The sequence below is a fragment of the Paenarthrobacter sp. YJN-5 genome (assembly GCF_015040095.1).
Classification (GTDB): Bacteria; Actinomycetota; Actinomycetes; order Actinomycetales; family Micrococcaceae; genus Arthrobacter; species Arthrobacter ureafaciens.
Genome location: NZ_CP053546.1, coordinates 1 through 24,482, shown reverse-complemented (window position 1 = coordinate 24,482; position 24,482 = coordinate 1). Strand labels below are relative to the sequence as shown.

33 protein-coding genes are annotated in these 24,482 nt (G+C 63.3%); 2 read left to right on the top strand and 31 right to left on the bottom strand.

The window, feature by feature from the left end; all coding sequences use genetic code 11:
* The first annotated feature begins 99 nt into the window (after positions 1 to 99).
* Entirely contained in the window at positions 100 to 948 is an 849-nt protein-coding gene (locus HMI59_RS24085) for a tyrosine-type recombinase/integrase (RefSeq protein ID WP_193594425.1), read from the top strand.
* A 22-nt stretch (positions 949 to 970) separates the two neighbouring features.
* On the top strand, positions 971 to 1,555 hold the full coding sequence (locus HMI59_RS24080; protein WP_193594424.1) for a hypothetical protein: 585 nt from the start codon (positions 971 to 973) through the stop codon (positions 1,553 to 1,555).
* A 72-nt stretch (positions 1,556 to 1,627) separates the two neighbouring features.
* Here HMI59_RS24080 and HMI59_RS24075 read toward each other — a convergent pair whose 3' ends face one another.
* From HMI59_RS24075 to HMI59_RS23925, 31 genes are all read right to left on the bottom strand, one after another.
* On the bottom strand, positions 1,628 to 1,999 hold the full coding sequence (locus HMI59_RS24075; protein ID WP_193594423.1) for a type II toxin-antitoxin system HicB family antitoxin: 372 nt from the start codon (positions 1,997 to 1,999) through the stop codon (positions 1,628 to 1,630).
* Positions 1,996 to 2,190 carry a toxin HicA gene (locus tag HMI59_RS24070; protein WP_193594422.1) on the bottom strand — a complete coding sequence of 65 codons (195 nt, stop codon included), beginning with the start codon at positions 2,188 to 2,190 and terminating at the stop codon, positions 1,996 to 1,998. The genes HMI59_RS24075 and HMI59_RS24070 overlap by 4 nt, the downstream gene beginning before the upstream one ends.
* Before the next feature lie 54 nt (positions 2,191 to 2,244).
* Positions 2,245 to 2,586 (bottom strand): hypothetical protein, encoded by a 342-nt coding sequence (locus HMI59_RS24065; protein WP_193594421.1) that lies wholly within the window; start codon positions 2,584 to 2,586, stop codon positions 2,245 to 2,247.
* Positions 2,587 to 2,588: 2 nt separating this feature from the next.
* Positions 2,589 to 2,780: a hypothetical protein gene (locus HMI59_RS24060; RefSeq protein ID WP_193594420.1), complete on the bottom strand. Its 192-nt coding sequence runs from the start codon at positions 2,778 to 2,780 to the stop codon at positions 2,589 to 2,591.
* A complete protein-coding gene (locus HMI59_RS24055) occupies positions 2,777 to 4,201 on the bottom strand; it encodes a GH25 family lysozyme (RefSeq protein ID WP_193594419.1) in 1,425 nt (474 codons plus the stop codon). The genes HMI59_RS24060 and HMI59_RS24055 overlap by 4 nt, the downstream gene beginning before the upstream one ends.
* On the bottom strand, positions 4,198 to 4,506 hold the full coding sequence (locus HMI59_RS24050) for a hypothetical protein (RefSeq protein ID WP_193594418.1): 309 nt from the start codon (positions 4,504 to 4,506) through the stop codon (positions 4,198 to 4,200). Before HMI59_RS24050 ends, HMI59_RS24055 begins: the two co-directional genes overlap by 4 nt.
* Positions 4,503 to 4,682, bottom strand: coding sequence for a hypothetical protein (locus HMI59_RS24045; protein WP_193594417.1), 180 nt, complete (start codon positions 4,680 to 4,682; stop codon positions 4,503 to 4,505). Before HMI59_RS24045 ends, HMI59_RS24050 begins: the two co-directional genes overlap by 4 nt.
* Positions 4,679 to 5,104 (bottom strand): hypothetical protein, encoded by a 426-nt coding sequence (locus HMI59_RS24040; RefSeq protein WP_193594416.1) that lies wholly within the window; start codon positions 5,102 to 5,104, stop codon positions 4,679 to 4,681. Before HMI59_RS24040 ends, HMI59_RS24045 begins: the two co-directional genes overlap by 4 nt.
* A gap of 12 nt (positions 5,105 to 5,116) precedes the next feature.
* Entirely contained in the window at positions 5,117 to 5,833 is a 717-nt protein-coding gene (locus HMI59_RS24035) for a phage tail protein (RefSeq protein ID WP_227471730.1), read from the bottom strand.
* Complete coding sequence (locus HMI59_RS24030; protein WP_193594415.1) at positions 5,830 to 7,749, bottom strand: hypothetical protein; 1,920 nt, start codon at positions 7,747 to 7,749, stop codon at positions 5,830 to 5,832. Before HMI59_RS24030 ends, HMI59_RS24035 begins: the two co-directional genes overlap by 4 nt.
* Before the next feature lie 11 nt (positions 7,750 to 7,760).
* Positions 7,761 to 8,012, bottom strand: a complete 252-nt coding sequence (locus HMI59_RS24025; protein ID WP_193594414.1) for a hypothetical protein — start codon at positions 8,010 to 8,012, stop codon at positions 7,761 to 7,763.
* Between the two features lie 8 nt (positions 8,013 to 8,020).
* Positions 8,021 to 8,305, bottom strand: a complete 285-nt coding sequence (locus HMI59_RS24020) for a hypothetical protein (protein WP_193594413.1) — start codon at positions 8,303 to 8,305, stop codon at positions 8,021 to 8,023.
* 3 nt (positions 8,306 to 8,308) lie between these two features.
* Positions 8,309 to 10,135, bottom strand: coding sequence for a hypothetical protein (locus HMI59_RS24015; RefSeq protein WP_193594412.1), 1,827 nt, complete (start codon positions 10,133 to 10,135; stop codon positions 8,309 to 8,311).
* A 1-nt stretch (position 10,136) separates the two neighbouring features.
* Positions 10,137 to 13,817, bottom strand: a complete 3,681-nt coding sequence (locus HMI59_RS24010) for a peptidoglycan DD-metalloendopeptidase family protein (RefSeq protein ID WP_193594411.1) — start codon at positions 13,815 to 13,817, stop codon at positions 10,137 to 10,139.
* 10 nt (positions 13,818 to 13,827) lie between these two features.
* Positions 13,828 to 14,139 carry a hypothetical protein gene (locus HMI59_RS24005; protein ID WP_193594410.1) on the bottom strand — a complete coding sequence of 104 codons (312 nt, stop codon included), beginning with the start codon at positions 14,137 to 14,139 and terminating at the stop codon, positions 13,828 to 13,830.
* A 71-nt stretch (positions 14,140 to 14,210) separates the two neighbouring features.
* The gene (locus tag HMI59_RS24000) at positions 14,211 to 14,549 is read right to left on the bottom strand and encodes a hypothetical protein (RefSeq protein WP_193594409.1); all 339 of its coding nucleotides are present in this window, start codon (positions 14,547 to 14,549) and stop codon (positions 14,211 to 14,213) included.
* Between the two features lie 97 nt (positions 14,550 to 14,646).
* Positions 14,647 to 15,207, bottom strand: a complete 561-nt coding sequence (locus HMI59_RS23995; protein WP_193594408.1) for a hypothetical protein — start codon at positions 15,205 to 15,207, stop codon at positions 14,647 to 14,649.
* A gap of 5 nt (positions 15,208 to 15,212) precedes the next feature.
* Complete coding sequence (locus HMI59_RS23990; RefSeq protein ID WP_193594407.1) at positions 15,213 to 15,479, bottom strand: hypothetical protein; 267 nt, start codon at positions 15,477 to 15,479, stop codon at positions 15,213 to 15,215.
* Between the two features lie 4 nt (positions 15,480 to 15,483).
* Positions 15,484 to 15,861, bottom strand: a complete 378-nt coding sequence (locus HMI59_RS23985) for a hypothetical protein (RefSeq protein ID WP_193594406.1) — start codon at positions 15,859 to 15,861, stop codon at positions 15,484 to 15,486.
* A complete protein-coding gene (locus HMI59_RS23980) occupies positions 15,854 to 16,237 on the bottom strand; it encodes a hypothetical protein (RefSeq protein ID WP_193594405.1) in 384 nt (127 codons plus the stop codon). Before HMI59_RS23980 ends, HMI59_RS23985 begins: the two co-directional genes overlap by 8 nt.
* A complete protein-coding gene (locus HMI59_RS23975; RefSeq protein ID WP_193594404.1) occupies positions 16,234 to 16,563 on the bottom strand; it encodes a hypothetical protein in 330 nt (109 codons plus the stop codon). The genes HMI59_RS23980 and HMI59_RS23975 overlap by 4 nt, the downstream gene beginning before the upstream one ends.
* A gap of 25 nt (positions 16,564 to 16,588) precedes the next feature.
* Positions 16,589 to 17,023 carry a Gp19/Gp15/Gp42 family protein gene (locus HMI59_RS23970; protein WP_193594403.1) on the bottom strand — a complete coding sequence of 145 codons (435 nt, stop codon included), beginning with the start codon at positions 17,021 to 17,023 and terminating at the stop codon, positions 16,589 to 16,591.
* Positions 17,024 to 17,038: 15 nt separating this feature from the next.
* A complete protein-coding gene (locus tag HMI59_RS23965; protein WP_193594402.1) occupies positions 17,039 to 17,251 on the bottom strand; it encodes a hypothetical protein in 213 nt (70 codons plus the stop codon).
* Between the two features lie 2 nt (positions 17,252 to 17,253).
* Entirely contained in the window at positions 17,254 to 18,288 is a 1,035-nt protein-coding gene (locus HMI59_RS23960) for a major capsid protein (RefSeq protein ID WP_193594401.1), read from the bottom strand.
* A gap of 17 nt (positions 18,289 to 18,305) precedes the next feature.
* Positions 18,306 to 18,692, bottom strand: coding sequence for a potassium transporter (locus HMI59_RS23955; RefSeq protein WP_193594400.1), 387 nt, complete (start codon positions 18,690 to 18,692; stop codon positions 18,306 to 18,308).
* Positions 18,693 to 18,704: 12 nt separating this feature from the next.
* Positions 18,705 to 19,247, bottom strand: a complete 543-nt coding sequence (locus HMI59_RS23950; protein WP_193594399.1) for a hypothetical protein — start codon at positions 19,245 to 19,247, stop codon at positions 18,705 to 18,707.
* Between the two features lie 221 nt (positions 19,248 to 19,468).
* On the bottom strand, positions 19,469 to 20,332 hold the full coding sequence (locus HMI59_RS23945) for an NlpC/P60 family protein (protein ID WP_193594398.1): 864 nt from the start codon (positions 20,330 to 20,332) through the stop codon (positions 19,469 to 19,471).
* A gap of 28 nt (positions 20,333 to 20,360) precedes the next feature.
* A complete protein-coding gene (locus tag HMI59_RS23940; protein ID WP_193594397.1) occupies positions 20,361 to 21,101 on the bottom strand; it encodes a hypothetical protein in 741 nt (246 codons plus the stop codon).
* A gap of 3 nt (positions 21,102 to 21,104) precedes the next feature.
* Positions 21,105 to 22,502 carry a phage portal protein gene (locus HMI59_RS23935; protein ID WP_193594396.1) on the bottom strand — a complete coding sequence of 466 codons (1,398 nt, stop codon included), beginning with the start codon at positions 22,500 to 22,502 and terminating at the stop codon, positions 21,105 to 21,107.
* A gap of 110 nt (positions 22,503 to 22,612) precedes the next feature.
* Entirely contained in the window at positions 22,613 to 22,951 is a 339-nt protein-coding gene (locus HMI59_RS23930) for a multicopper oxidase domain-containing protein (RefSeq protein ID WP_193594395.1), read from the bottom strand.
* Positions 22,952 to 23,855: 904 nt separating this feature from the next.
* Entirely contained in the window at positions 23,856 to 24,191 is a 336-nt protein-coding gene (locus HMI59_RS23925) for a hypothetical protein (RefSeq protein WP_193594394.1), read from the bottom strand.
* Positions 24,192 to 24,482: the final 291 nt, after the last annotated feature.

The window sequence follows — 24,482 nt, the reverse complement described above, 5'->3', positions numbered from 1 at the left end:
GCGAGAGCGGGTTATTATTTCGCCTAATTTCGCTAACGATTCGATAAAGCCCATATCCGAAAGGTGGGAAAAATGCCGAAACAAAGGTTACTGTCCAACATGGACACCGTAACCGCGGAGTCTGTACTGACGATCTGGGGCGTCTGGCAGGCAGCGGCGAACCTCTCACAAAGAACCATCAACGAGAGGACCGCCGTAATCCGGCACTTACTCACCTTTTCGCAGTGCGGACCATACGAACTCACACCCGAGCACATCGTGCTCTACACCACCCGACCGGGGCTGAAGGACTCCACCCGCGCCACCTACCACTCAACCATCACCGCCTACGGCGACTGGCTCGTCAAAACCGGACGATGTAAACGCAACCCAGCCCACCAGGCACCCTCACCCAAACGCAGACGCGGCCTACCAAGACCCGTGAAGGACGACGACCTACCGCACATACTCGAAGCAGCCAACCGGCGACGCACAAGAATGATGATCCTACTCGGCGTCCTGGCAGGGCTCAGAGTCCACGAAATAGCCAAATTCGCGGGCGAAGACATCGACTGGGACAACCTGTCAATGGTCGTCACCGGGAAAGGCGGGAAAACCGCTTACCTCCCGCTGCACCCCATCCTCGCGGAAGAAGCGGTTCACTTTCCCCGCGAAGGGGCATGGTTCCCCGCCTACGGTCGTACTGGGACGATCGGGGCGCGGGCCGTGTCAAAAGCAATCAAATCCGCCATGAACCGGGCCGGCGTGAAGGGAAAGCCGCACATGCTCCGGCACCATTTCGGAACCACCCTCCTACGGAACGGCGCGAACCTCAGGGTTGTGCAGGAACTCATGAGGCACGAATCAATCGCCACCACACAGATTTACACGCAGGTCACAACCAACGAAATGCGCGAGGCAGTGAACAGCCTCACCCCAACATCACCAACCCACACCCTCGCTGCATAGACGCAGCACAAAAGGACCCCCAATGAAAGCTCTCGCTATCCTCGCTCTCGCCGTTCTTCTACTCACCGGCTGCGCGTCAACGCCGACGACCGCCGCGAGCAGCCCACCCAACGACTACACGGCCCCGCCCACAGGCGACGGCACCACACCCACCCCAGAACCCTCCGGACCTGGCACGTACATGGTCGGCATCAAAGGCGCCACCGTCCTAATGGAAGTCCCCGACAGCGCCGGGCCGGACGCTGAAACCATCGCCGTGCTGCAGTCCGCCGGCGTAACCCCCGGCTCGTGGATCAAAGCCGACCTCGACAACCGCAAGGGCCAGGACGCCGCCGTCCTCAACGTCGTTGGCCTGTCCACCCCGGACGGTAAACGGGTCGAATACAAGTCCCTGCCGGTGGTGACGAATACCGTCCAAACGTCCGGCATGACCTCCGACGTGCAGCGCCGGTACGTGACATGGTCGAACGCGCAGAAAGCGTCCGCGCAGGCGGGGGAGCGGGTTACCGTGTGGTTGATGTCCACCACCCCCACACCGTCCGGTTTTGTGCGGGTGGACGCGGCGTCAGGGACCGCTGGGCCGTTCACGAAGGCCGCGAAGCAGTAACCGGCCACTAGACGCGGAAATAGCCCCCTCCGGGCCGCTGGGGGGCCGGAGGGGGCTATTTCTGTTTACGATCTACGCCAACAGTTGCGCGGCGCGCTGGTGGGAAACGTGCAACACTTCCCCGATATCGCGGAGCGGCAACCCCGCATCAGCGAGCGTCGCCGCAGCGGACCTTGTCGCAGCAGACGCGGCCGCCTGCGCTTCCTTGGCTTCCTGCGCCTTGGCTAGTGCCCGGTTGATGATCAAGCACGTCTCGCCCTCGAACTCCGGGACCACAACCACTTCGAAGTCCGACTGTGGCCGGTCCGTGAGCAGTTCGGCGGCGTCCAGCACCATTTCTTCGACCTGGTCCAGGCGGCGGGCCTGCGTGACGAGCCCCTGAATTTCGGGGACCGTCACCACCCAAAAGCGTTCGCCCCTGCGGGCGGTTGCCGTGAGCTTCACCGCTTCTCTCCGATCTGCTTCATGATTTCCTTGGCAAGTTCATTATCAATCTCGCGGTGCCGTGGGACTACCGTCCGGGCGGTGCCGATTTGGACTTTGGTGTGGTTCCCGCCCTCTTTGAGGGTGAGTTCCTCGCCGCGTTCCTTGGCGACTCGTGCGAGTTTCTTCATGAGTTCCTGCCGCTTGATCATGACTTTAGTCTAGTGTTCTAGACTGTGCAAGTCAAGAGGTCTTGCCTATTTTGGTTAGGTGCCCGCCGTCGAATCAAGGTTGTTCGTCAGATACCGCATGGCCGCGTTCACCTGACGGGTCAACGCCTTGATCTGCGCCAAGGACTGCGCCTGCGTCGGGGCCGCGAGGTTCAAGAACTCCACGTTCCCCGCCAGCGCCGTCTGCATCTTCGACAGCAAGTCAGCCTGTGTGGTTGCCTTCGCTGTCGCGTCCGTCAGGCGCGCGTCCGCGTCCGTGTTCTCGGCCTCCGTGTACGGTCTCGCTTCGCTTATTTCACCGTCGTCCCCCCACGCCGTATACGTGCGGGACGTGTCGTCCCACTGTTCGCGGAGCTTCCCGTCAGTGAACGTCTCCACCCTCACTCTGCTTCGTGCTTCCCCGGCTTATCGACGTTCGCCAGGGCAAGGCCGTTGCCGAGAACAGCGGCCACGAGAGCCAGCCACACCGTGACCTGCTCATTGGTCACCAGACCGTAGACAACCGCAACAGCGGCGCCCGCGGCGAAGATGCCATAGATCCATGCCCGGATTGCGGGGTCTTTGATGATCATTTCGGTTCTTCCTTTTTCTCTACGTTCAGGTTCACGGTGAACCCGCTTGCAAGCTGATCAGCGACGGCCTTCGCCATGTCCTCCGGGGTAACCCCGGCCTTGTCCGCGACGACGCCGAGCTGCGCGGAGAGCTGCGCAAGCCCCGAGTACACTACGCCCGCGTTCCGCTTCCCCGACTCGCCGGGGTCGATCGACAGGTGCAAGTCCTTCAGCACCTGCGAAATGGACGGCCCGTCGTCATAGGCGGGGGAGTTCAACAGTTTCTTGATATCGGCATCCGTGAGTGCCATGTCAGTTCCTTGCTTGTAGACGATGTTCAGGTCAAGGTCACCGGAGTAACCCGGAAGACGGCCCACGCTGCTGTACTGCCAAGCAGCGATCGACCAGCCAGGCACAAGCGGAAGGGTCCGGGATGTCCCGAACCCCTTGTCAGTGTTCGGCCCGTAATCGGCCAGCCACAGCGGATACCCCTTCTGCACCGCGGACCAGTCGTAAGCCTTCGCCGTGGCCGTGTTCATGTAGATCCACGTGTCCACGCCCAGCCGGGAACCGACCGCGTCAAGCCACTTCTTCGCCCAGCCGGTGTTCTGCGGGTTCTCCGCTTCCCAGTCGAGGACCGCCCCGTCACCCGGTTTCAGCCGGGCTTGGACGGTCTTCACGAACGAGTCAGCCTCAACCAGCGGATCGTTCTCCGGGACCGGACGGGCGAAGTGGTAGTGGTAGACGGGGATCCCGGCGGCGCGGGCAGCGGCCACGTTCGACGCGTAAGCCGGGTCCGCCCAGCCGATGCCCTCCGTAGCCTTGACAGCAACCCAACGCGCACCGGTAGCCGCAATGTTGATGCCCTTCTGGTACATGGAAACGTCGATCCCGAACACCGGGCCGGTGGCCGGAGCGGAAGGCTTCACGTCACCTTGCGGGGCGATCGTGCCCGTCCAATACTCCTTGCAGTACCGGTTCGGGTTCACCCGCCCGTAGGTGGGGCCGTTCAGGATGTAACCGGGCGGGAGAGCTTCGAAGTGCAGGTGCGCGCCCACGCCACCCGCGAGGGTGGTGGTGTTGCCGGTGTAGGCGATGATGTCGCCCTTCTTCACCCGCTGTCCCTTGTCCACGACCGTGCGGGAAAGGTGCCCCATGATGAACGTCGGTTCCGTGTCGCCGCAGTCCAGCACGCAGACGATGCCGCCCTTACCGTCCAACCACCACGGGTTCTGGTAGTAGGCGCCCTGGATCCAGCCCTCGAACGCGATCACCCCGTCACCGGGCGCCCGGACGGGGGTTCCAATGTTCGCGGCGTAGTCGTTGCCCGTGTGGCCGCCTGCAGGGTTGATGCCGTCGTTCGGGGAAGACCCGAAGTCCCGCACAATGCCGTAGACGATACTGATCGGGACGGATGCATCTAAAGGCCAGCAGTAGCTCATGGCTCGTCTTCCTCGGGGTTGGCTTGGCGTTGGGTGTGGATGATCGTGAAGAAGTTCCCCCAGAGAGTCACGGCCAGCATCAGGGCGAGGAAGATCCACGCCGTCCTGGTGACGTCACCGTTCAGTGCCCGGTTGATCACCAGCAACCACAACAGGGCAGCCAGGACAACCAGCAGCGCAAGGTACATGCGCCCGATCCACGACTCCCACCACGGGGCCAACTTGATATAGGCAACAGCCGCGGCCGTCGCCCCACCAGCAGCCGCCACGGTAAGAACCAGGATGATCAGTTGCTCGATGTTCATCGTGTCGTCCCCAAACGTCGGTTCAGCGCCGCGGCGATACCGTTCACGCGCTTGATACGGTCAATGTCCTTGGCGAGGCTCTTAGCCCGGACAAGGTGAAGCTGTGAGGTTTCCAGCGCCTTACGCGCGCGTTCCGCCTGTTCGAGGTCTTCCCGGTTTGGTTTCTCGGTCGTCATGGTGACGCCTTCACCTTCTGCAGCGGACCCGTGGGGTCTTTTGGTTTGGCTGCGTTGGCTTGGAGGGTCTGCATCACGGTTTTCACGATGTCCGTGGTTTTGTTCTGCTCTTCCTGAGTTTCCGCGATCGTTTCGACCGCTTCGGTGAGGGTTTTCACAACCCCGCGCAGGTAGGTGATCGTCTCTTTCTGTTCCGCGACCGTCGCGTCTTTCGCCGCCAGGGCGGCCGCGTGGGCTTCGTCCTTCGCTTTCAGGAGCTTGTCGTTGGCTTCTTTCGCCTCGGCGATGCGCTTATCAGCGTCCGCCTCGACGCGGTCCGTGTGCGGACGGGTCAGGGTGCCCCGCGCAAGCATGATGACCAAGCTGACAACCAACGCCCAGGGGGACAGGTTCACGGCCCAATCGGGGATCGGGAAGTCCATTGCGGTTCTCCTTCAGGCCGCAATTGCCCCGGCGTAGATGATGAAATTCACGGTGAAGTACGGGTTTTGGACGTTCACTGACGAGCCGGACCCGGCGCTGTTCGTGTTCGTTGGTGACTCGGGGCCGGTGTTCGTGCCGCCCGCCGTCGGGTACATGATCGACGGCGTCGAAGCGGACGTGCCTTCCCGGATCGTGCCGATAGCCATGCCCGTTGCGTGGTTGTGCGGGTGCGCGTGCACATGCGAGGGCATCTGCGAAGTCGTAAGAGTGATCGAAGCGGCGCCGCCCGTCGTCGTGACGGACTTCGTCCCGGAAGCGCCGACCGGCGACCGGTCCCGGAAATCCGGGAGCGTATTACCACCAAGTACGGCGTTCAGGTCCGGGTAATCAGTAGCGGAGAACGTGCCGCCGTTACAGATCAGCCACCCAGCCGGGGGCGTCGCCGTCGGCCACTGCCCGAGGAACCCGACCGGCACCCCTCCGGACGGTCCGTCAATGACCTGCACCACCGACGCCGTGCCCTCCTGCACGGCAACCTGCACCGTCGTGCCCGTGGGGAGACCAGCCGTCGTACCCGAATAGGCGTTCAGGGTCTCCCCACCAATATCGACAGTGACCACGTTCCCGTCACGCGCGACGATCGTCCCGTTCACCATGCGGCCGGTGTTGGTGCTGGTGTCGTTCAACTCCTGCGCCAACAGCTCCGCTTCGCTAAGGTCGTCGCTCAATCCAAGCTCCTTGTCATCATGGTCACGGTCATAGACTCCGGCCCCTTATCCGCCGGCCCGAGCCGCAAAGACCAGCCGGAGACCATGAACACGCCGCCCACGCCGGAGCGTTGCCGGGCCAAAGCGATCTGGTCCCGGTATTCAAGGTCGGGGCGTTGCGGCACGGTCACATCCACCGACTCAGTCGGGCGCAGGAAACGCCCGAGCTGCATGGACGCCATTTGCTGCGCCGCTTCGGTGGTCTTCACCGCGTCAGACTCGATCACCTTCGTGAACGGACCCCACCGGCCGACCCACGTCGGGGAACCGGGATCGTCGTCTTCAGCGACAGCCCACACCCCCACGGCGTCCTGCGCCGTGGACCGGACAAGCACCCGGTTGAACATTTGCGACGACGTGATGCCGCGGCTCATGGAAATGACCGGGCAGTTCGCGCCCTCCTGCCAGTCCGCGACGATCCACGCCCGCGCTTCCTGCGGCCCCACCAGGACCGTGCCCATACGGTCCGTGCGGACCACCCAGCCAGCCAGGTCAGCGAGTTTCGTCCAGTCCTTGCCGGGGTCGGCGTTGTCCAGGCCAAGCTGGTAAGCGTCCGGGAGGACAATGGTCGTCGGCGGCACTTTCACGGTCACCCACGGGGCGACGGCGGCGAACAGCTTCTTGATCGCCACATCCACTGTGAGCCCACCGACAGGGATGTTCTCCTGCCCGTACCCGGTCCGGCGAACCACGGACAGGATGTCCCTCGCGGTTACCGTGATCCCGAACGAATCCATATCGTCGCTGATCTTCGGGTCGTCCAGGATCATCGTGCCCACCGGCACTTCGAACCACTGCCCTTCGGACAGGATCCGCCACCAAAACCTGACACGGTAACCGGCTCGGGGGTCGAGCTTGTCCGACGGGGCGCGCGGAACCATATCCGGATCCTTGAACGACACCGAGCCGCCCCAAGCTTCCGCTGTCTCGCCCCGGTACTCGATGTTGGCTGTGTCGAACACAAGATCTTGGACGAAGTTCCCGTTGCCGTCCACCAGTTCAGCGCGGGACGTGACGGTCCGGGACTTCGCCGACACCATGCCCAACCATTCGGGGGTGTTGACGATTTCCCGCCACGTCCCCAACCATGCGATGCTCCACGAAACCGCGCGGGTTACTTGGACCCTGCCGAGAACGTCCCACGCGACCGCGCGCGTGGCCGTGACCTGCTGAATGGCGACGTCGTACGTGACCGCCCTTGTCGCGGTGACGAGTTGTTGCACGTCCCAGGACACGTTCCGGGTGGTTGAGACCTCCTGAATTTCTTCCAGTTCGAGGAGGACAGCCGCCCACTTCTGCCCGGACGGGGACGACAAGCCGAACGTGCCCGTCCCCGCGTTCTGCGCGTCGTACTTGCCCACGTAGAACCGGTTGTTCGACGTGACGTCGGTGACGGCGTCGCCGTTGCCCAGATAGTTTTCTGTTCCGGACGCCGGGTTGAAGTCCGTGGCCCCGAACACGACGTGGGAGTTCTGCGACACGGCCAGGTTCATGGCCGGGGATCCGGACGAGCTGTTCCCGACAGTGGACGAACCTATTTGGTCCACGCCCCGGTACAGCAGGACCGTGAAACCGTAGTTCGTGTTCGTGCCGCCCGAGTTACGGGAAGCGGAAACGGTCACGGATCCGGAGGCGTTCGCGGACGCCGTCCACAAGTAAATGGTTCCGTAGGACGTGCCCACGGAGTAGGAACGCTGCAGCGTCCACGAGGACAGGGAAGCCCCCGTGGACGTTGGAGTGTTCAGGGTGGTGCCGTCCGAACCGCCACCGACGACGACGAGCACGTCCCCGGTCTGCACGGTGACAGCCGAAGCGGACCGCGGCGACGAAGTGCCGGAGTAGGACGACGCGGACGACGTGACAAACGAAACGGCCACGCGGCCCCTCCTTATGCGATGGTGGAGCCCGTGACCGCCAGCGTCACCGTCTCGTTTACGGCGGTGGAGTTCTGCGCGGCGCGTTTCACCCACACGGCCCGGACCTGGCCGGGGCCGATGTTGCCCAGCGACAGGCCAGCACCGGACGACGTGGGCGCCGAATAGGACAGCCCCGTCACTGAACCACCGGGGGCGGTTTCCGACGCCGCTGTGAGGGCCTGAGCGGACGAGGAACCCACAGCGGATATGGCTGTGGAGTCCACGGCCAAGGTCACCACGGCCCCCCGGCAGGGTCACCGCCGGACAACCACACAACCGCGGACGTGAGTGTCAGGGTTGCGTGCGCGTTGTACACGAAGAAACACCGGTACGTCACCACGGACCCGGCGTTGTCCACGCCGCTGATCGTGCTGAACCATTGGTTGTTCCCGGTCGGGACGTCCGTTGTGGAAATGTACTTCCCCAACGACGCCGGACCGGACGACGTGGACGTGTTCCCCGCCGACCCCGTCGTGACCGACAAACGGATCTTGATGTCAGTTGCCGTAATGGGCATGGTTTACCTTTCGACCCAGTCGAACGACACGTGACGGTCTTCGATCAGTGCTTGAACAGGACGGGCAGCGGTGACTGGTTTCGCGGGTGACATGCGCATCAGCCCCGCGTCGCGGTCCGTGGCGTTGTCCCCGGTTTCGGGGTGCGGGCGGTGGGTCCACACTTCAGCGGTGGTGATCCAGTTCACGAGCGCGGCGGCGTCCTCTTTCGTGCCCGTGTCGAGCACCAAAGAACCCCTCGCGCCTTGTACGGGGCCGCGGTCTACCTGCGCCCCGTCAGCGCCCATCCCGTAGGACACCTGCACGCCCTGGACGTATTCGACCGCTCCGGCGTCAACGACCGTGACCGCCAGCCATGTGCCGTCGTCGCCGACGAAATACGAGCCGTCGTCAGTGGACGTCGTCGAGGAACCGGAAACCGTCCACGAGGACGGGATCCCGACTCCGGAAACGATATCCAGGGACCTGGCACGGAACGTCACCGGCACACCGAACGGTGCCAGCGGGTGCTGGAAGACCGCCGTCGTACCCGGTGCCACCTGATACCCGAGAGCCGTCCACGTCGATCCGCCGTCAACGGACCACTGAGCTTCCACGTCCCTGCCAGCGGGGACGCCCGTAACGGACGCCTGCATGGGCCGGGAGTCGGTCCCAGCAACCCCTGACGGTGCCGTAGGCGGTGTCCACGAAACCGTAAACGTCCCCGAAGTCCACGGGGACCACAGCCCGCCGGACTGCTGCACCTTGACCCACGCCTTGTACGAAGACCCGTTCGTCCAGCCAAGGACCGGGATCGACGTCGTCGTAGACGAGCCCGCCGTGATCGGCGTCAAATACATGGGGGAGTCCGGTGCGGTCTGCGAGGACGGGGTTATCGCCAGTTGCCACGCCGACGCTGTCCCGGCCGTGACCGTGACAGCCCACGACACCGTGCCGGCCAGTTGCCCGGCCGTCACCGACGGCGTGACCGAAGTGACCGACGGGAGGTTCTGCGGGGAGAACTGACGGGTTGACGAATACGAGGAGAACGAACCGTTCTCCTGCGTTGCAACCTGCCACTCGTAAGCCTGCCCGGCCGTGAGCGTTGAAGCGTTGATCGTCGCGGACTGCGCCGAACCGGCGATGGTCTGCAACGTCCCCGACAACGTGCCCGTGGACGTCAGGTAAGACCAAGATCCTGCACCTACCGCGCGCACGGACACGCGGTAGGCTTCCTGCGTGCCCTGCCCCTGATGGGACCAGACAAGCGTGATCGGTGCCGTGCGTTCCACTTCCTGCCCAGCGGCAGGCGCGGACAGCAAAGGCGCCGGCGGTGCGGCCGTCGCGATAATCTCCACGGAAATGCTGTGCGGTGGGGAAGCCGTGGACTGCACATAACCCGCCGGTTGCCCGGTGCGGACAGCCATGGACGACCATGCGTTCCGGAAGTCCTTCACGATCGAACCGATTTGCCCGGTCGGGGAACCCATTTCGGAGACGTTGTCGTACGAGTCCGACCAGGCGAGGAACATTGCTGCGCCGCCCGTGTCGATTCGGACGCCGTTCTGGTAGGTCACGCGCCCGGTTTTAGCGGCGTTCGCGAACACCACCAGCCCGTAAAGGGTGGACTTCACCTGAAATGAGCCCGCGGTGAGGTCCGCGGCGGTGACGACTTTCGCGTAGACGTTCTTCGCGACCGTCAACCAGCCAGTGCCGGGAGGGGAGGGGCGTGCGTTGTCGATTTCAGCGACAGCAAGATCCCCGGCCACCGTCCCGGCGGGCCAGTTGATAGTCACGGTCCCGCCCGAGTTGTTCGCCACGAACCCAGCCGAAGCGCGCACAGAGACAGCCAACTTACAACCTCCTAGAGCGTTCGAACCTGATTCGTGCTGCGACGGCGTTCGTCAGAGTGTTCACCCCAACGAGTTCGAGCTGCGCGCCTTCGAGAACTTCCCGCAGGGCGTCCGCAGTAGGCGCGCCGCCGCCGCCCTGGACGGCTTGGCTGGTGCTGTACACCGCATCCCACTGCCGGTCCGTGAGGACAGCGTCAGGGGACTGCTTGCGATGCTGCACCAACTGCGGCTCGGCCATGGACGGCAACCAGCCGCCCCCGTCGTACAAGGTGTACGGCGCGGCAGCGGTCCGGCCCTTCGGTCCCTGCGGGTCCGTCCGTCCGGTGAACAGTTCCGTGACATACTTCATGGCGTCGTCGAAGACCATCTTCACGGCCCCAACAGCGACTTCGAGCATCGGCCCAGCGTCCGGGAACGCGCCCTTCACCGAGTTCAGGAACCCGTCCAGCAAACCAGCCAAGGGGTTGATGAACCCGCCGCCCTGGCCCGTTCCCGGAGCCCCGCCACCCGTAAGGTACGGGGTTGGGTCGAGGACGTTCGGCCAGCCACCATCCAACACCATGTAGTGCAGGTGCGGGCCGGTAGCGAGGCCGGTAGCTCCGACGTAGCCGATGGTCTGCCCCTGAGCCACGGATCCGCCCGAAACGGCGAACCCGGACTGGTGCGCGTACCACGTCTGCAGCCCGTTCGGGTGGTCGATGTGGGTTTCGTTGCCGCCGCCGTAACCGGACCAGCCAGCGAACGAAATCACACCCGGACCAGCAGCATGGATAGGCGCGCCCGTAGGGGCCGCCATGTCAATGCCGTTGTGTCCGTTGATGCCCGAGAAGCCCTGCGAGATGACGAACTGCGCCAGCGGCGACACAAGGCCGCCGCCTGCGTAGCCCTTCGCGTTACGCAGAGCCTCGACCACGGAGACGCCGCCCCAACGGGCGATGTCCTCTTGGGACCACACAACTTCGCCCGCGTGGACGATACCGGCAGGCTGGTACTTGCCGCCCTCACCGGTGTAGCCGCCAACCGCGTAGGAACCCCAGCCAGCGGGCAGTGCCACTTTGCCGAGCGGTTCGAGTTGGAACCATCCGCGCACGGTGTTGATAGCACCAATGATGCCGTCGTTGATGATCGTGTTCACAACGAACTCGATCGGCTTCTTCACAATGCCAGCGATCAGATCCCAAGCCCGACCGATTGCGTCCTTACCGGCCTCGAACGCCGTCGGGATGGTCTTCTGAACAAAGTCCGTGATCGGCGTAAACACGTTGTCACGGATCCAGTTCCAGACCCCACCAATTGCGTCCTGGATGCCCTGCCATACCGGCTCGACCACGTCGTGCCAGAAGATGCTGAAGCCCCGCCCGAGCAGGTCCACCCCAACACCGATAGGCTTGAAAACGTTCGTGTCGATCCAGTTCCACGCCGCCCCAATAGCCGACATGATGCCGTTCCACACCGGAACGATGACCTGGTTCCAGTACCAGTTCCACGCCTGACCCATGACGTCGATCGCGATACCGATCGGGATAAACACGTTCGTGTTGATCCAGTCCCACGCGGCGCCGATGATCGCCATGATCCCGTTCCAAGCGGGAACGATGACCTGCTCCCACAACCAAACGAACATGGGGCCGATCCACTGCTGGATGACGGCCACGATGATTTCGCCGATTGCTTGGAAGAAAGCGATGAACCCGCCGATGATCGTCGTCCACGCCTGAAAGGCCGGGACGATGATGGTCTGCCAAAGCCATGTGATGATCGTGCCGATAGCGTCAACCGGGGGTTTGATCCCGTTTTCCCACAGCCAAGTGAAGAACGACCCGACGGCCTGCACCCCCACGTTCAGGGCCGGCACGAAAGTGTTCGTCCACCAGTCCACGAACCCGGCCACGAGTGTCTGGATGAACCCCCACACGTTGGCCCAGATTTCGCGGCCCAGTTCCGTTTGGGTGAAGAACCAGATAAGCCCGGCGACGAGCGCGGCAATCGCGATGATGATCAGGCTGATCGGGTTCGCGGACAGCGCCGCGTTCCACAGCCACTGAGCCGCCGCCGCGGTCTGCGTCGCGATCGTGGTCCCGATCTGCGCGACTTTCATCGCCACGAAACCGACGGTTCCCTTAGCGGTCGCCGCTGCCTGCGCCTGCGTCAACGCCGTGGAAATCCCCAACGCCGCGTTATGGCCCACCTGCACGGCCGTCAACAGAGCCACACCGGCCCGGTAAGCTGCCGTAACCGACGCGACAACAGCCAACGTGGCGTGGTAAAGCTTGATGCCGACCACGATCCCGCCAATGGCCGCCGCGAGCAGCAGCGTCACGTCCTTGTTCTCAGCCAGGTAACCCGTCAGCCCGGAAACAGCCGGGACGATCACGTCGCGGGTGAAGTTGCCGAACTCCCGCGCGACCGGGAGAACCACAGCCAAACCACCGGAAACCAGATTCGCGAATCCCTCAGCGAGGGTCACAACGATCGGGGCCAGGTTCGGGAGAACCCCCAACAACGCCTGCATGACGATGTGGAAAGGAGAAAACGCCTGCACCACGGCCACTACCTGCGGGGCGAGTGGCTGGAAAATGGGGAGCAGTTCACGGCCAGCCGAAACGAAAGCGTCCCAGATCGGCCGCAACGGAGTGAGAACACCCGCCAGCCCGTCGAAAGCCTGATGCGACCAGTAACCGAGCTGCTCAAAGAACCCAGGCATCCCCGAAGAAGTGATGTCGCCGTCGTTCGTCCGCCAAGCAGCCCCGAAGGACATCACGGAGCCGATGGTTTCCTGCAACCCGTGCTGGATCCCCGGCATGAGCGTGTCGGACATCCACGTGATAGCCCCGCCCAGGCCGTCCTTCAGCAGGGGAATCAGCGGGGCGATAGCCCCAGCCATGCCGATCTGGAAGGTGTCCTTCGCGGTGGAAGCCAAACCAGTCAGGGACTGGGACTGCGCTTCCATGAGCCCGTTGAACCGCTCCAGACCAACCCCCGATTCGAGGGTTGCCATGAGCTGGTCAAGTTCTTTCTTGCCGAGCTTCCCGGCCTGCGCGAGCGCAGAAACTTCCTTCGTGGACTTGCCCGTGGCCTTAGCCAGCAGCTCGTACACGGGCACGCCCGCGTCGCGGAGCTGGTTCAGATCCTCAGCGCCGATCTTCTGCGCCGCGTTCATCTGCTGGATAGCGACGACAGCCCTTTGGATGCCCTCGGACCCGGTGCCCATACCGGACGTGATATTGCCGAGCGTGGTCATGATCGGGATGACCTTCTCAGTGGCGATACCCGTCGCCACGAGCTGAGAAGCGGACTTCTGCAGCCCCGGCAGTTCGAACGGGGTCTTCGCCGCGAAGTCCGTCAAGTCCTTCAGAAACGCCTGCGCCTTTTCCCCGGACCCGAGCATGGTCGTGAAACCAATGTTCGCCGTCTCGAGCTGCGCAGCGGTCTTGATACCGACCGCACCAGCGGCGCCGATACCGGCCAGCGCCGCCCCAGTCCCGACCTTCAAAGCCGTCGCGAGAGCCGAACCGATACCACCAATGGCCTTACCAAAAGCCCCCGAGAACGCGCTGCCGGAGCTGCTACCAGCCCCGGCAGCGTCGCTATCAACCCCGCGCAGTTCCTTCAGAACCGACGTCCGGAACCCCGACATGTTCGGGGTGATCGACACGAACATGGACGCAAGTTCAGACGCCACGAGGCACCCCTTATTCTGTTTTGTGTTTCTCCCGGAACCGGCGCGCGCGTTCTTGGATCCGGTCCTGCTTGGCCTTCATCGCGGCCGTGCCTTCCGGGTATGGCATCGGTTGCGGCTGGTTGCCCTTGGACCCGCCCGCCTGCCATAGCTGCAGGTTCAGCGCGTGCACGACGGCGCGGAGCGCGTCCGTTTCCTGCGTGATCGCCAGAGCCCCACCAACTGCCTGCCCAACCGCCCCGCCGCGCGGGATGTGCGCGGCGTAATCCGCGACCGTCCGGATGGAAACCCGGCCCCTATCACGGGCCGGGTCCATGTCGTCCAAACTGATCCCGTAGAACCGCCCCAAATCAGCGTTCAGTTCAGACCGGTAATGGGTCAGGTAGTGGGCGAGGATCAGGAGTTTTTTGCTTTGGCTTCTTCCATGAGGGTCCGAAGGAAGTTTCCGACGTCTTCGGTGTCCACGTAGTCGTTGTCGTCCGGGTCGGACAGCAGGTCAATGACCTTTTCGTGCTGCTCCTGGCCCAGGATCCGTTCCATGACCTCGGGAAGGTATGCGCCGTTCTGCTCCATCTTGTTCAGCAGCAGCAGCAGACGGTAGTCCTTCAGTGCCTTGCCCTTCACCGTGAACGACTCGCCGCGCAGTTCAACGGTGACGTCCTGGATCGCCTGCTTGTGGTCCTCGGGCTGCTTGACCTCGGAAAGTTCCTTACGGGCCGTGCGTTGTGCAGTCATGAGTGCTAACTCCTTTTTTGACATGGGTGTGCTAACTCGTGAATGGTTTGGTGGCTGCGTGGCGGGGGAGTTAGCAGACCCCGCCACGCAGCAGTCATTACGAGATGAACGCCGGGTCGTTCGTCAGGATGTAAACATCCCCGACCAACTCAGCCGTGAACTCGTAAATCTTTTCCTTGTCCGCCTTGTACGACAGGGTGCCGCGGTCCGTGATTTCGAGGTTCGTGCAGCACAGGAACTCCGTGATCGCACCGTCCACGTTCTTGAACACGGCGGCCTTCTGGATCGTCGGCAGACGCTCGGGAAGGATCTGGGTTTTCGCGACCTGGTTCGGGGTAGTGCCGCTGATCGTGTCAGCGACAGTGATGCCGTAGTACATGTCACGGACGCCCTTGGTGTCCTCAGAGCACTGGAACTTGATCGTGCGTTCGGTGCCGGTGACCTTCGTTCGGAGCGTCACACCACCGATGCCTTTGGCCTTGTAAATGTCGACGTTGATGTCAACCTCGATACCGTCCTCCGTGAGCCAGCCCATCCCCACGAACGGGGTCGTCGGGTCGGTCGTTACTGCGGTCGGCAGGGTGGAACCCTTCGGCGCCAGGAACACTTCAGTTCCAAGGTCACCAAAGATGCGGACGTTCGACTTGTTGGTAGTCATTACGGTCAGCCCTCCTTGGACTGGGCGGCGGACTCAGCCGACGCGGATTCGTCTGGGTTCGCCGTGTCCTCGGGGGACGCTTTCGCGCGGCTCCGGGTCTTCGGCTTGGATTCGGTGACGGGTTCCGGTTCCGGCGCTTCGCCGGCGTCCGTTGCCCTGCCGATGTGGATCAGTTCGCGGGCATCAGCGGCGTTTACCTCGTGCGTGCTGCCCTGCTTGTACGAGCGACCACCCGGTGTCGTGTGGTCAACCGCGAAAGTAACGCGGGTCATGGGTTTACTCCGTTCTGCGGAAAGTGAGAGAGACGAGCTGCCGGTAACGGGCAGCGTCGGATTCAGGGACCGGGGATTCGTAAGGCAGCCCGAAACGGCGGGCACCCTTGCAATAGACGCCGTCGATAGTGACGCCATGGGCTGCACCCACGAGCCCGTCCACTTTCCGCGCGAGCGCTTCAGCGTTCAGGATCGTGTCAGCCCACGACTCGACGAGCAGTTGCGGCGCAGCCGTAACGGACGTGCGATCGTCGCCGCCAGCGGTTGTGACCATGACAAAAACCGTTGGACGGTTGCGCGGCACTTCGCCGCGCACTTCCTCCGTCAGGTTGTTGTCCAGGTACTCGATCAGCCAGAGAAGCGCGGAGGGAAGACTAGCCACCAGACCGCCGCCTGTAATTGGCGGCCTGCTTAGCCGTGATGCGGGTCGTCTTACCGGCCTTGTTGGTGTAATCGACGTACTCGACTTCGTTGGTGCCGCCACGGCTCACGCCGCCGCGGCCCGCGTCAATTGCTCGCGTCAGCGCCAGATGCTTAGCTTCAGCAACCCGCGCTTCCCAGTTGGTCGTGATCACCGAAGAACGCACACGAGTGCTGCCCGTCCGCACAGAAGGTGCGAACCCCTCACCGCCACGCGAGTCATTCGCATTGGCGGCCTCGGCAATCCTCTTGGCCCGCGCGAACAAGTCCGTTCGGGTAGCGTCGCCCTTCAACAACTCCGTGAAAGCCTTGTTGTTGAACTTGATCTTGGCCGTCATCCCGCCACCCTCTTCAAACGGATTTCCGTGCCGACAACCCCGCCCGCGAACGGGCGCGGCCACGACACCGGGCGACCATCCACCGCGTACACGTCGGGATCGTTAGGTAGTCGTGCTTCGTCGAACTCCGTCAACGGTTCGTCCATCGGCGGCCCGTAAACCACGGCGCTGTGCAGCACCTCGTCACGCGTCGCGGACTGTTGCTCCGACTCGGCAACCCCGTACTTCACGGCGCAACCCTCAACGTCGAACCACGGCCCAAACGAAACCGTCTCGAAACCTTTCACCACAGCACCCGCCGTGCGGCGTCGGAACGAGACCGTCACCCCGCCAGGGTGACGGCCCCACTCGTCAGCCACCGGGCCACCCGCCAAACGGCTGCACGGGCGGCTCAGTCCGGGAAACCGGGTACACGCTAAACAACCGGCGGTTACTCGTGCCCCTCGGGGCGAGTTCCTTCCGGTCGCTCTCCGACAACGTCATCTCGCCAAGATCGTCCCCGGCGTACGTCACCGAATCCGTGTACGGACCCGAAACCGTGTTCGTCTGCCGCCGGCCCTCCGGGTTACGCAACTGCCGGATCACCATGCGGGCCACGACCTTACGGACCGTATCCACACGCAGCGACCCGGCAGTTATGCGCGCATCCACGTCAGGGAACTCGCCAAGGATGGTGTCCTCAGCGTCAGCGATCAACGTCACGAGCTGTGAATCCGTGACCGGGAACTTGCCCGGCCCGAGCCAGCGGTCAATTACCTGATCAGGGGTGGTCCACGGCTGAGCCATGGCGCCCCACCCCCTTTACTTGGTAGGGGCCTTACGAGGGCGGCGCGTACGGGTCGGCTTGGGCTCAGCGGCCGGGCTTTCGTCCGGCTCGCTGTCCCCCAAAACCTCCGGGTTGTCGATCATCTCGACAGCCCAATCCGTCAACTCTTCGCCGACCTCGAAAACCCGCACCGCGCCCGTTTCAGGGTCCGTGAGGACCACATTCGCCTTAGCGCGCGGGTTCCCCATGATCAGAGAACCTTGGCAGCGAGAGACAGGTTCGGGTTCGCCAGAACCGGCCACGCGATCGCATCCGAGACGACCTCAGCGATCATCGGGGGCTTCTCGTTCCGGTGGACACCAACCACCAGACCCGGCAGATCCGTGTCAGCCAGCCCATACTCTTCAGACATGGACGTCAGAGTCTGACCCCAGAACGTCGCACCGAGCTGCGAACCCTCGCCGTCGTTCGGGTCCACCGGTTCCGGCAGAAGAAGGATCCGGTCATCCGGGATGACCTTCGTCTTCGTCGAACCCTCCAAGTAGGAACGGTCGTACAGGACGATGTCCGGGTTACCGGCTGCGGAAACCACACCCAGAACTTCATCGCGGGTTGCGTTACGAGCGCCACCGTTCAGAAGCTGCGTCTGGAACTGGTCACCGGACGCCAGCGCACGGAAAACACGGGTGGACATGAGCATCACGCCCGCGTCCTCGCCGTTCGCGTCCCGGTAAACGTCGTTGATGGTCTGCAGGTACGCGAGACGGTCAACGGAGCCCGTGGACCACAGAGAACCGGCGGTCAGCGTGTGACCAGCGGCCCGACCGTAATCGTCCTCAACGGAGAACGCGCCCGTGCTCACGGTCGCCTTGCCGGTGACCAAGACGGTGCCGCGGACAGCCTCGACGCGGTTCACGACCGCGCGGACAACGATATCCACGGTCCGCTCAATTGCGGCGATCATCGCAGCGTCGGAGCTGTTCCGGTTACGGAGCTGCTGGTACTCCGAAATCGGGATGTTCCGGCCCACAGCGGGCAGGTCGATCGTGTAGCGCTTCACGGAATCGCCCTTACCAAGGGTCGGTTCCGCGTCGTAAGCGCGGTAATCAGCGGCAGCGATAAGGCCACCAGCCGCGCCCGCAACGAAGCGGGCCACGATGTCCTGCACGAAACGGTTCGGGAGCCAACGGGCAAGAGTGCCGTTGCGGGCCTCGAAATCCTCCAGAGACGCACGGGCGTAACCCGTGAGTTCGGCGGGGGTGATCAGATCAGTCCAAAGTGCCATTTTCAGTCACCCCTTCCTTATACGTAGACGATGTTGTGGGCGGCGTTCTTAGCAGCCGCAGCGGGCTTCACGAACGAGATGGGCAGCTTCGCGACAACCACACGGCCGTGATCAAACAGCGGGGCAGGGAAATCGCCCGTGCCAATCACCGGCTGATCCGTGAGAATGTGACCCGCGAGGATACCCGCGCCGGTCGTGGTGCCTTCAGTGGCGTCGTAAGGGACGGCCACGCCGCCCACAACAGCCACGGGGAGACCGGACGGGATGTAACCGTTCGGGTAGTGCGTGCCAGCGGTGAACGTCGAAATGTCGATCGTCACGGTGCGAGAGTTCGCGATGCCGTGATCCGAACCGAGCCAGGACATGTCACCAGTGCTGAACGTTTCGCTGCGGAAACGAGGCATGGCCTTTCCTTCCTAAGAGTTGGGTTTCTTGTGCCGTTCCGCGAACCGTTCGCGGCCAGCCGCCACCGATGAAGTGGCTTTTTCTTTGTCGTCGCCGTTGGTGCCGGACTTGTTCACGACGCCCTGAGGGCCACGGAATGCGAGGATCTCGTCAGCGTGAGCTTCGAGTTGCTCTTTCGTGTCGCCCCGGAGCAGATGCACAGGAACCCGCTTATCGCGTGCGACCTCTTCGGCCAGCGTGCGGCGGTTCTCCTGCCCTTCGAGTTCCTGCACCCGACGTTCGGCCTTTTCGGCGCGGTCGTTGGCTTTTTGCAGGTCCGTTTTGTTCTGTTCCTCGGCGTCGTCGTACTTCTGGGCTTTTGCCTTCAAATCGGCGTAGTCGGCGTACTTGGACTTTTCCCTTGCGAGCCGCTGAGCAAGCACACGGTCCAAAGCCTCCTGAGACGTAATGGCCTCAAAAGTTGTGGACTGCTGCTGCTCCTGTTGCTGCTGCGCGTTGGTATTGGTGTTGCTGTTGTCTCCCGCGTTAGCGGTAGTCGTGCTATCAGCAGACATGCCGAAGGCACCCCTTTCCGTTTAGCCCCGTCGGGCATTTCATGACCGCGCTTACGGGCGCGTACCGCTTCGCGGGAGAACCGCGGAAGTTTGAAAACCACGCCCTTGTCCCCCACGCAGGACAGAGGGGCGTGGTGTACTGTCACCGGGTAGAAAACCCGGAAAATGCATTAGAATGGCCGCATGAACACCGCCCCCGCTGATTTCAAGGGGCGGTTTTCTTATGCGACGCGGATAACCGCCGTCGGCGGCACAGCCGGGGCGTACCCGACATTCCACGACCAGACGACAGTTTGGGATCCGTTAAAACCCCCATGTACCGCTTTGCCGTCGCCGATGTAGATCGCTACGTGCGCCATACCCGCCACGGACGTTCCAGCCCCGTTGACGTAATAAAGCACATCGCCCCTCTGTGCTTGGGACAGCGGAACCTGCGTGCCGAGACGCAGCGCACCAATGGGCCAGTCGTACCACTTGACCCCGACCGTCGCGAGAGCGTCGGAAACCATCTTCACGCAGTCCTGAGTCTCGCCCAGTTGCGCCAACGCCGCTTCCGCGATAGCCGCTCCCTTACCTGACGCCGGGGCCGTCACAGGGGCAGGCTGAGGGCCAACCAAGGGTACAGCGACGGGTTTCGCGGCTTCCATCTTCACCACCGGGGCCGGTGCGGGCTTAGGGTCCGGCGGCGGTGCCGCGACAGTGGACACCTTCGGACCCTCAAACACCAGCGAAGCATCACCAGCCAACACCATGCCCTGTGCCGAAGCAGCCACCACAGGCACCTGCGACGTCCGCAAATCCACGGCCGGGATACTCACGCTCTGCAACCCCAGCACACCACCCACACCGGTCACGACGGCGAAACTCCCCGTCGCCAACGCCGCGGACTTCCGCTGCTGCTTCTTCCGCGCATCCGCGGCGCGCTCCTGATCCCGGCGCTCACGCCTGGACGCAGGCGCCAACGGGATCTGCTGTGTCGGGTGAATAATCTCGTCAAACGACAAGTTCGACGGATCATCCGGGGGTGGCGCGGCGCGGTGCCGTCCCTTCGGCCTCGGATTGGGCGGGACTGGCTGGTTGCTCATGACGGAGCGGCTTTCTCTTATCTGGTGGTTAGCGCAGCCCGTACATTTCCCGCATGACCTGCAGGATGGACTGCTCGTCCGGGTCGGACGAGTCCCCTTTCAGGGTCGTGCGTCCCGCCGCGGCTCTTGCGTCGCGGTATTTCGCTTCGAAACCGTCAGGGTCGTAACCCGTTTGTCGTTTCAGCCGCGAAAGATCCTTTTCCCCCCAGATAGGAACTGCGGTACAGCCGCAGCCTGTGTGATAGTGCTTCTGCGCCGCCCTTTCCGAGAACACGGCGCCCCGACCCGCTGCGACAACGCAGAAAGCACACGGGTCTTTCTTTCCCGGTACGCGCGCCCACAGGGCACGGACCGGGTCGTTAGTTGCGGACTCCGCGATGGTGTCCCGTGCGACTTGCTGCACGTCACGATCCATGGCAGCCGTAAGAAGCCGCACAGCAAGCGCAACGTCCGGTGTTTCCCCGAACAGCGGCCCTATCCCGTACCGAACATTCGACGCCAACTGCTCCACGGCCGGGTTCGGGGCGACCTGCGCGGAGTAGAACCCCCGCACAGCCGCTTCCGCCCGCGCCTCGTCATAAAAGTCCGCCGCGAGCAGCCCCGCGCCCGGCCCGTAGGTCGAAACAAGATCCGGGAACGCTTCCAGCAACACCGCCTTGACCGTGTAACCGTCCGCGAGGTCCAAATCCCCCAGGATCAGTTCCAAATCGGCCGTGGCATGCTCACCGACAGCGACAATTCCCGCCCGGACAGAAACCAGGTCCGCCATGCGTTACTGCCCGTTAGGTATCTGCGTCAGTTCCCGCTGCGGCTGGCCGCCAACGACCTGCTGCGGCTGTTGACGTTGCTGCGCGGCGGCCACGAGCTGCTGCGCGAGCTGAGCGCCACGCGCCGCCCGCTGATCGGCCTTGATCCGCTGAATCTCCGTCTCCGTATAACCCAGACGCTCCAAAGCCACCTCAGACTCCGGAGGGAGTATCCCCGCCGTGACCTGCTGCGTGACCTCCAACGCCGCGGACTGACGTTCCGACTCCGTTTTCAGCCAGCGAGCCTGCAAACCACGCCAAGCCTTCGCCGCAGCGTCCGGACCCTCCAAAGCGATCAGGACATTGCGGGCCAGGTTCTCCCGAGCCACACCAAAACCGATCCGCTCATGCCGGGCCACGGACATAAGATCCGCGTCCATGACCACAATCGAGTCAGCCGACGGCGGGTTATCCAGAATCAAGCCCAACTGGTTCACCGGGATTGAAGACTCACCCGCGAACATCATCGCGACCGTGCGCATGTGATCCGAATGGGGTTGCATGGACATTTGCGGGAACTGGCCGACCTCGACCCGGTTCAGTTCGGGCTTGTCCTGGTTGTAATCCGGGTCGTCTTCTTTCCGGTCCGGCACAACAGCCATGGCCCCGAAGAACGCTTCCCACGCGGGGATCGGTTTCCCGTTCTCGTCCTTGAACATGTCCGCGTCCGCGCCCAGCAGATACCGCTGAGGGGCGCTGAAGAACTCAGCAGACACTTCCTGCCGCAACAGGATACGCACGGCAATGTCCGTCAGCTTCATCACCGGGCGGGTGATCCGCGACTTACCAAACGGGCGATCCATACGCCACCCGTGAACGTACGGGGTGCACAGAACCGAACCGTCCGCGGTGCTGATGACCTCGTCCACCATCCACGCCCGAGCCGAACGGCGAATAGTCATCGCCTCACCCGGCAGGTACAATAGCATCTCGTCGCGTGAAACAACCTCCAGCGCCGCCGTCGTCCGCCCAGTGCGCGGATCCAATTCCGCCGTAGCCTCCAACGCCGACCGGACCGTGATCAACGGATCAGGCTCCCCAACATCACCCCTGGACACAAACGCGAACGCCGGCCCGTGCTTCACAGCCGAATGGATAAGCCACTGTTCAAGCAGCTTCACCCGGTTCTCGTCAAACACCGCGCTGATCAGGTCCATGGCCGCCCCAGACGAGCCCGTGAACCCGTTCGGGACCAATTGGCGGGCCAGCACATCACAAGTCTTCTGCGGCCAGCCCAGCACCGCCGCGAAACCCTCCATGGACGGCGGAATCGCGATGCCCATCAGAGAAGCGCGCTGCTCACCGTCCGCGTACCGGGTCCGAAGGATGTTCCGGTCACGCCGCTTCCGGATTTCGCCCAGCATGCGCATGAACACCTTCTTTTCAGCATCAGTGAGTTCACGCACGGGCGGTTCATCTCCTTCTTACGACCGTCATCGCCCGTTCAGGCGGCGGGGTGTCCCTCTCGGGGCGTTTAGTCTTCGCTGCGCCGTACCACGCACAGGTTGTTGACCAGCCTGATCCTCAGGACATCACCTGGTTGTATTCGAAGCGTTGGGCCGGGGATGCGGCCGTTATAGCCAAGGGCTGCGGCCTGCTGGCCGGCAAGCATGATTTGTCCGGGTGCGGCTTCGAGCTGCACCTGCAGCCGGCCATTTGAACTCCTTTCCTCCGGGGGCTGGGCCAGGTCACCTCCCGTGACGGGCTTCTCCCGCGGGGTCAGGGTCAAGAGCAGCCCGGCACCACCGGCAGCTGTTGCTGCCACTCCGAATCCTCCCAGCAACAGCGCATGGCGACGGCTGATGGCTCGCACTATGGGTCCTCACCGAGCACATTGAGGTTTTCGCGGTATTGGTCTGCTGTGAGCTCCCCTTTCGCGAAGCGCTCCTCGAGTATTTGGCGAGCCTTGCTACCTTTCACCTGAGACCGGTCGTCTGGCCCTTGTGGACCTGTAGGGACATAACCGCCACTGCCGCCGCCGAAAACCCTTATTGCCAGAAGTACAAGCAACGCGATGCCGACAAGTAGCACAGTAGCCCAGAGCCACATCCACACCATGCCTTGTCCATGGCTCCACATCATGATCGGCATCCTTTGACTCCCGGGATTTACTCCAAGTCTCAGCCCTAATTCGAGCCACAAATAGAGTCCGAGGTCCCGGTCCGGCACTGGACTGGAACACGCTACTCGAGAACGGCACAGGGACACCGCTTGACAAAGTGCAGTGAAGGAATCCATCCCACTTGGGCTCTGAATATAGGACGCCCGGCAACGCTCCCGGGCCGGGGAAAGCCCTGATCAGTTTGGCCAGGGCAACAGCAACCGGTGGTTGCAGTGCCCGCGGTATGGACTCGTCCATGCGCCCAGCCTAAAGGACCAAGACCAGGACGGACCTTCGCTGCGCTTCGGCCTGTTAAAGCCTGCTTTTGCCTTACATGTGGCTGGGTTGTTCTCCGTACAAGGCCACTGATCGTAGCCGTCCGGGGGCCCGACCCGTCAACCCACGACCGGCTGGGACGTGGGGGCCTCGCACGGCGGGGCAGGAAGGAGGTGGCTACATGAGCATCGACCCTCATGGAACCGCTGACCATCGTGAACTTCGTTCTCTCGTTCACAGCATTTGGAGCGTCGATCCTGGTGTAACGCGCCAACTCCAAGACCCGGAACGACGAAGGTAGTTAGACCGAATGGAGACGGGCTGCCACCTGGCGGCCCGTCTACCAGGCCGGCGGCCCGGCATCTTCCGTGGACAGTTGCTCCTCCAATTGTTCCTTCAGGTGTGCTTCCCGGAGGACCGCGGTGATGGTCCGTATGGTTTCAGGATTGTCCTGCCACCGGCTCCCGTCGCGGGGACAGGCGCTAAGGCTCTCCACTCCCATCTCGGCGGCGAGCTGCAGCAACTCAGCACGCGCCGCATCAAGGTCCGCCAGCTGCTCCGTGCTCAGCTGCTCGGCCGTTAGCGGATCCCGCACTACGGGCGCTTCCGGAACCACCGCCAACGGCGGTTCCTCGGCCTGCAGGCTGCGCCTGTTCAGGAAGTTCCGTAATCCCATTGCGTACCTCTCCTTGCAATAACAATCGTCCCGTCTGGGATTGGGGGTAACCGGGCGGGACATCCTCCACCGTACCGGCTGCGCCCGGAAGCTTGAGCACCGCTACGTCCTCGCAGGGCTCGCACCCCTTTTGGGCGTCCACTCCGCTTCGCTCCGTGGCCGGCAGTTGGGCCCGGTCCCGACGTCGCAGAGCTCCGCCGTGCCCGGTCCTGTTGTGTCTACGACGATGCTCCTATAGCCGTCAAATCAGGCAGAGAGTGCTCCGAGGAGCGCCGCTGCTGGTCCGGCGGG

Coding starts and splice junctions, on each gene's coding strand:
- HMI59_RS24085 (WP_193594425.1), top strand. CDS start 100: ATGGACACCGTAACCGCGGAGTCTGTACTGACGATCTGGGGCGTCTGG.
- HMI59_RS24080 (WP_193594424.1), top strand. CDS start 971: ATGAAAGCTCTCGCTATCCTCGCTCTCGCCGTTCTTCTACTCACCGGC.
- HMI59_RS24070 (WP_193594422.1), bottom strand. CDS start 2,190: ATGATCAAGCGGCAGGAACTCATGAAGAAACTCGCACGAGTCGCCAAG.
- HMI59_RS24060 (WP_193594420.1), bottom strand. CDS start 2,780: ATGATCATCAAAGACCCCGCAATCCGGGCATGGATCTATGGCATCTTC.
- HMI59_RS24055 (WP_193594419.1), bottom strand. CDS start 4,201: ATGAGCTACTGCTGGCCTTTAGATGCATCCGTCCCGATCAGTATCGTC.
- HMI59_RS24050 (WP_193594418.1), bottom strand. CDS start 4,506: ATGAACATCGAGCAACTGATCATCCTGGTTCTTACCGTGGCGGCTGCT.
- HMI59_RS24045 (WP_193594417.1), bottom strand. CDS start 4,682: ATGACGACCGAGAAACCAAACCGGGAAGACCTCGAACAGGCGGAACGC.
- HMI59_RS24040 (WP_193594416.1), bottom strand. CDS start 5,104: ATGGACTTCCCGATCCCCGATTGGGCCGTGAACCTGTCCCCCTGGGCG.
- HMI59_RS24020 (WP_193594413.1), bottom strand. CDS start 8,305: ATGCCCATTACGGCAACTGACATCAAGATCCGTTTGTCGGTCACGACG.
- HMI59_RS24000 (WP_193594409.1), bottom strand. CDS start 14,549: ATGACTGCACAACGCACGGCCCGTAAGGAACTTTCCGAGGTCAAGCAG.
- HMI59_RS23995 (WP_193594408.1), bottom strand. CDS start 15,207: ATGACTACCAACAAGTCGAACGTCCGCATCTTTGGTGACCTTGGAACT.
- HMI59_RS23990 (WP_193594407.1), bottom strand. CDS start 15,479: ATGACCCGCGTTACTTTCGCGGTTGACCACACGACACCGGGTGGTCGC.
- HMI59_RS23980 (WP_193594405.1), bottom strand. CDS start 16,237: ATGACGGCCAAGATCAAGTTCAACAACAAGGCTTTCACGGAGTTGTTG.
- HMI59_RS23970 (WP_193594403.1), bottom strand. CDS start 17,023: ATGGCTCAGCCGTGGACCACCCCTGATCAGGTAATTGACCGCTGGCTC.
- HMI59_RS23965 (WP_193594402.1), bottom strand. CDS start 17,251: ATGGGGAACCCGCGCGCTAAGGCGAATGTGGTCCTCACGGACCCTGAA.
- HMI59_RS23960 (WP_193594401.1), bottom strand. CDS start 18,288: ATGGCACTTTGGACTGATCTGATCACCCCCGCCGAACTCACGGGTTAC.
- HMI59_RS23955 (WP_193594400.1), bottom strand. CDS start 18,692: ATGCCTCGTTTCCGCAGCGAAACGTTCAGCACTGGTGACATGTCCTGG.
- HMI59_RS23950 (WP_193594399.1), bottom strand. CDS start 19,247: ATGTCTGCTGATAGCACGACTACCGCTAACGCGGGAGACAACAGCAAC.
- HMI59_RS23945 (WP_193594398.1), bottom strand. CDS start 20,332: ATGAGCAACCAGCCAGTCCCGCCCAATCCGAGGCCGAAGGGACGGCAC.
- HMI59_RS23940 (WP_193594397.1), bottom strand. CDS start 21,101: ATGGCGGACCTGGTTTCTGTCCGGGCGGGAATTGTCGCTGTCGGTGAG.
- HMI59_RS23935 (WP_193594396.1), bottom strand. CDS start 22,502: ATGCTGGGCGAAATCCGGAAGCGGCGTGACCGGAACATCCTTCGGACC.
- HMI59_RS23925 (WP_193594394.1), bottom strand. CDS start 24,191: ATGGGATTACGGAACTTCCTGAACAGGCGCAGCCTGCAGGCCGAGGAA.